The organism is Halomonas sp. SIMBA_159 (assembly GCF_046536035.1).
GTDB lineage: Bacteria > Pseudomonadota > Gammaproteobacteria > Pseudomonadales > Halomonadaceae > Vreelandella > Vreelandella venusta_A.
Genome location: NZ_JAWJBT010001590.1, coordinates 1 through 237 on the forward strand (window position 1 = coordinate 1; position 237 = coordinate 237).

At 56.1% G+C, this 237-nt stretch carries 1 protein-coding gene; it reads left to right on the top strand.

Annotated features, from left to right (window positions below; genetic code table 11):
- A partial coding sequence (locus R0J87_RS24590) for a hypothetical protein (protein WP_498889657.1) occupies positions 1-237 on the top strand: 237 nt, incomplete at both ends.

A 237-nucleotide genomic window follows, 5' to 3' on the forward strand; every position in this document is an offset into this window, starting at 1 on the left:
GCACCATCCCTCTGGCCCGCACCCTGGCGCTGATAGCCAATATTTACGAACAGCAGGGCCGCTACAACCTTGCACTGGTGCATTACTTCAATGCGTTAGACCAGGAAAACCAGCTTCGCTTACCCACGCGCTCCTCCAAGCTGCGCCTGAGTATCGCCCGCGTTTATCTCAAACTCTATAACTACCCGAAAACCGAACAATACCTGCACCATGCCCGCCAGCTGGCGCAGGAAAGCG